Here is a 4,412-nt window from a genome sequence, read left to right as displayed (position 1 = left end):
CTGCTCTATTCGCAGCGCGCCTGTCGCTCGCTTTTAGCCGCGACACTCCTGAACACACGCGCCGACCGACGGCTTCTGCCGTAGCGACCTATGGATTTCGCATGCACATCACCACTGAACTGAAGCCCACGGCGGCACAGTCGCGCTTCTTAGCTGGCACCAAGCCGGCCGTCTCCAATTCTGTTTGGAAGCCGCAGCCCTGTGGTCTCACCCGCGAAGAATTGCGTAAGATCGTCCTAGAGCAGCTCGGCTGACCTCCAGAAACCCGCTCCCTGAGTGATCCTTGAAGGCGTTAGCGCGGCGGATGTAGCCCAGCGCTGTGCACAATATCGCTGCATGCATCCGAGTCACTTTGTGTTATGGCACCGGAATGCAAAAGCCTTTGGCGCACCCTTTCACGATAACCGTCGCGGCGGACAAGCCTCTCCGTAGCACCTACTCATGGGCTGTCTGGCAACATGGGGGAATGGGGAGGAAGCAGTCGGTGATTGCCTACGCCACCTTCGAGGAGGCTCGGCTGGCCGGTAAGGCTGCCCTCGACGAGATGGTTGCGACATGGAGGCGTGAAGCGGTCCCCGGCCCGGCCGCCTGAATTCTAACGCCCGCGACGGACGTGACGCGGCTTCACGTATGATTTCGATCTCACCGGTACGGTGAGCGCCTCCTCACTGATCTGCGTCAGCGCATCATTTGAGAAGGGTGTTGCCGGGAGCGGCATCCAATGGGTCGGGTCCTTGTATCACGTCAGCATATACCCGCTGTCTGCCAGAGTGTGGTGCCGTTCGCCGACTGGATGTTCTGGAGCGCCACCAACACTGACCGTCTCGAACTGCGCAGGCACTCACGATCTCGAACCGGAACTGACGCGACGGCGGGTGGGGGCAGAGCGATCATTCGCCACCCACAAGGCTCTGCAGGAGTGATCGGTGGGCGCGCACAACCGCGAGCGTTCGCTCGATTTCGAGCAGCAGGCGCTTCGCTGCGTCGAGGCCCGGTTCGTCAACGCCCTGCCCGGCAAGCTTGGCCACCAGAGAGGCTTGCTCCTTCCGGCGCTGTTCGGCCTCGCGCACGTCCTGATCGGCATCGTCGAGAAACGTGCGATCGAGCCCCTTAGGCACAATTCGTTCCCCCGAACGGCGATGGTGCTTCCAGTGCGAAGAGAGTGGGCCGGCTGCTCAACTCAGCGCACCAACCAGAGACCGGGATCCGGCGTGGTCGAGCGTGGCCGAGTAGACCGGGCGACCCTCTTGGTCCGTGACAAGGACGACGATGGAGCGCCGATCGCCACCACCTGGGAACTCATCACGTGCAATGTTGGGCAGCAGGCACTGAGCTGTTTTGCGCACCTCAGCAAGACCTTTGAACTCCATCCCGGTATCGTCCTGCTGCACCTCCTGGTCGATGTGGAGATTGAAGAAGTAGCGCGGCATGCGGCTCCTCGCGTGAAATCGGCGGGAGCGCGGAGGTCTCACAGGCGTTGGCAGCCAGGATCGAAGCCAGCGATGGCCTACTCTCGCACAGAAGGCAGCGATCTGCCTTAACATGGGCGGACGTTCAGGCGACTTGCCGCCGTCACAATGGGGTATGCCCTAGTGGAACGTTCCATGGTCGTTCTAAGGGGATGGCTTCGGGAATTTGTGACGCGCCGCAGAGGAAGGCCCGAGAGCCCACTGGGTCAGCTCAGTGCGCCTGCCCGTCTGTTGGTGTGTAGCGAACCGTCCGCTCCTCGCCTGTAAGCGGCTGCACCATGAGATGGGGCCCGTTCTCGGTTCGGGTTCAAGCCCTCGTCAGGCTGTTGATGTTCGGCTAACCGCCTCGCAGCGTCCTGGCGGCACGCCACGTTGCGTACCGGCCCGATCCCCATCGCGTGGACCCGACACGCCCCGCCAGCCCGTGATCAGATCGGGCGGCGGGGCAACTCGCTCCCACCCTGCGCATCGTCTAAAAATACACAGTTCGCTAATGGGCCGTGCCGTAGGGATGGAGAACGATCAGGGCCACCATTATGCTACCCGTGTACCGCCTATTGATCCTCAGCCCAGGCAACGAATTCGTTTCGCTGAGGAACCTTGGCGCTGTCACCCGCGGAGACGCCATTGAGTACGCTCGCTTGGAAGGGCGTTTGCGGATCGTCGAGTTGTGGCAGGATAGGGTTCGGCTCCAGCGATTTGAGCCTGATCCTGCAAAGGTTCAGACGAGATAACCGCCTCGCGCGAAAGATCGGCCTCAAGCTTCCAGGGCTTGCCTCGTGGACCGCAAGCGTGGCCATTTGCTCGTATGTTCATTCGGCGCGAGCACCGCTTCTTCTACCTCATCGACTGGCCTCAGCTCTCGGCCGTGATCGGTTCCGCCGATGGTGGCTTCCGACCATGAGGTCTATGCCACGAGGCGGGCTTCAATCAGGTCAACCTCACGCACGAGCCGGCGCAGGACCACATCGTCGATCACCTGTGAGCGACGCATCCGGTAGAGAGCGCTCCGCTCGGCCTCAATGCCCGCGAGGCGTAGACGCTTCTCCATGGCCGCAAGCTGTTGAAATCGCGTGGCTTCAGCTTGGCGTTCGGCGGTCGCAGCCTTGACACCTTCGTAGCGATCCATCGCCCGAGCTCCGGCCTCGACGGCGATCGATGCATCTTCGTACTCCTCCACGAGACGATGCTGCAGAGCCTCGATAGCCTTCACGGCATCGTCCCGAGCGGCCGCGCGCGCGGCATCCTCCTCGGCATCATGGCTCGGCTCAGGCGGCAGCTGTAGGCCCCTCAGCAACGGCGGCAGCACCGTGCTGGCGAGCAGAAGCGAGGTCAGGATGACGCCCATCGCCAACAGAATGGCAAGATCGCGGGCCGGGAATGGACTGCCATCTGTAAGGGTAAGGGGCAGCGTCAGAATACCGGCCAGGGTGATGGCGCCCTTCACGCCCGCGAGCGTCGTAGCAGCCACGAGGCGCCAGGCCATGGCATCGCGCTTCTCGCCGCGACTGCGAGCCCGCATCAGCACGAACTGGAGCGAGACCGAGACCCAGACGAAGCGGACAGCCATCAGGCCCGCGGTGATCACAAGGATCCAGGCAACGATCCAGCCTGCACCCTGGACGTCAGCTTGCTTCACGGCATTCCTGAAAACATCCGGGAGTTGCTCACCCAGGAGGACGAATATCGCTCCGTTGGCGGCTAAGGCTACACTGTCCCAGACCGCGGTCCGGCGCACACGCGTCGCACCGAGGCTACGTCCCTGGATCTCAACGTAGGTCATCGCAATGCCGGCCGCGACAGCGGCTAGGATGCCGGAGGCATGCACATGCTCGGCTGCGAGGTAAGCCCCGAATGGCGTGAGCAGGCTGAGGAGGATCTGTAGACCAGGATCCTCTCCCGTGCGTCGGCGCAGGAGTTCCTGAATTCCGGTCAGAAGAAATGTCGTCGCGGCCCCGATCCCAAGTCCAGCGATGGCGAGCCACAGGAACGTTGTTGCCGCTTCGGGCAGGGAGAACGAACCCGTCAAAGCTGCGGCTATGGCGAAGCGCAGGCAGACGAGGCCGGTAGCATCGTTGAGGAGCGCTTCGCCTTCGAGGATGTGCATCAGGCGGCGGGGGACCGGTGCTTGAGCCGCTACCGACGACACGGCGATCGGATCGGTCGGTGAGAGCACGGCTGCCAGGGCGAAAGCGATGGCGAGCGGCATGCTGGGGATTATCCAGTGGATCAGGATGCCGATGCCGAGCACCGTCAGTGCTACGAGCCCAAGGGCCAGCGCCAGGACGGTCTTACCGTCACGGAAGAGATCGCGTTTGGGGATGCGCCAGCCATCCAGGAACAGGAGCGGAGGCAGGAACACGAGGAAGAAGATCTCGGGATCGAGCGAGGTGCTCGGCAGAGGGCCCAGCGCCAAGGCTACGCCGATCACGATCTGGATCAGAGGAAGAGGTAGAGGAAGGAGCCGACCCAGAGCGCCACTGACGAGGACCGCTAGCAACAGCGCTAAGACGATAGTGACGGTTTCCATCTGATCCTTTCGCGCAAATCCAGCATCTGATCTGGCTGGGGCGCCTTGCCGCGAACAGGAAGGCCCGGAGCTTGTGGGACAGTCCGCCTGGACCCGCCGATCTCGGTTCTGATGCGGCCGCGCACCTCGGGCCGCATTGGCAATGCACCGCTCGTAGGTTCCAGAGCAAGGCCGACGCCCTTCAAGACGGACGGGGGGGCAGGGTGCAGTAGCGGGCCGTCCACTCCTCGACCGTAAGCGGCGGCTCCATGAGCCAGAGCACCTTGCCCTTCACGGACGCTCGACCATCCGCCGCGTCAGCCGCGCGCTGCGCCCGCTAGCAGCGTCAGAGCGAGACGCAGGCTCGGCTCACAGACTGGGTGTAACGGAACGCCTCGCGATGCGGAGCCAACGACCTTGCGCATAATCTAGGG

Annotated in this window: 4 protein-coding genes; 1 reads left to right on the top strand and 3 read right to left on the bottom strand. The window is 63.1% G+C overall.

Translation table 11 applies throughout. The features are described 5' to 3' along the window. Positions 1-254: hypothetical protein (locus MOX02_RS31950; RefSeq protein ID WP_210250424.1), on the top strand; the 254-nt coding region annotated here is incomplete at its 5' end. A gap of 636 nt (positions 255-890) precedes the next feature. On the opposite strand, the gene MOX02_RS29495 is transcribed toward MOX02_RS31950, so the two are convergent. From MOX02_RS29495 to MOX02_RS29485, 3 genes are all read right to left on the bottom strand, one after another. Further along, the gene (locus MOX02_RS29495; RefSeq protein WP_147029331.1) at positions 891-1,118 is read right to left on the bottom strand and encodes a hypothetical protein; all 228 of its coding nucleotides are present in this window, start codon (positions 1,116-1,118) and stop codon (positions 891-893) included. A gap of 57 nt (positions 1,119-1,175) precedes the next feature. Then, on the bottom strand, positions 1,176-1,430 hold the full coding sequence (locus MOX02_RS29490) for a DUF6894 family protein (protein WP_147029330.1): 255 nt from the start codon (positions 1,428-1,430) through the stop codon (positions 1,176-1,178). A 946-nt stretch (positions 1,431-2,376) separates the two neighbouring features. After that, on the bottom strand, positions 2,377-3,999 hold the full coding sequence (locus MOX02_RS29485; protein WP_147029329.1) for a Na+/H+ antiporter: 1,623 nt from the start codon (positions 3,997-3,999) through the stop codon (positions 2,377-2,379). Positions 4,000-4,412: the final 413 nt, after the last annotated feature.

The sequence above is a fragment of the Methylobacterium oxalidis genome, from assembly GCF_007992195.1.
GTDB lineage: Bacteria > Pseudomonadota > Alphaproteobacteria > Rhizobiales > Beijerinckiaceae > Methylobacterium > Methylobacterium oxalidis.
This window is presented reverse-complemented; position numbering and strand designations above follow the sequence as displayed.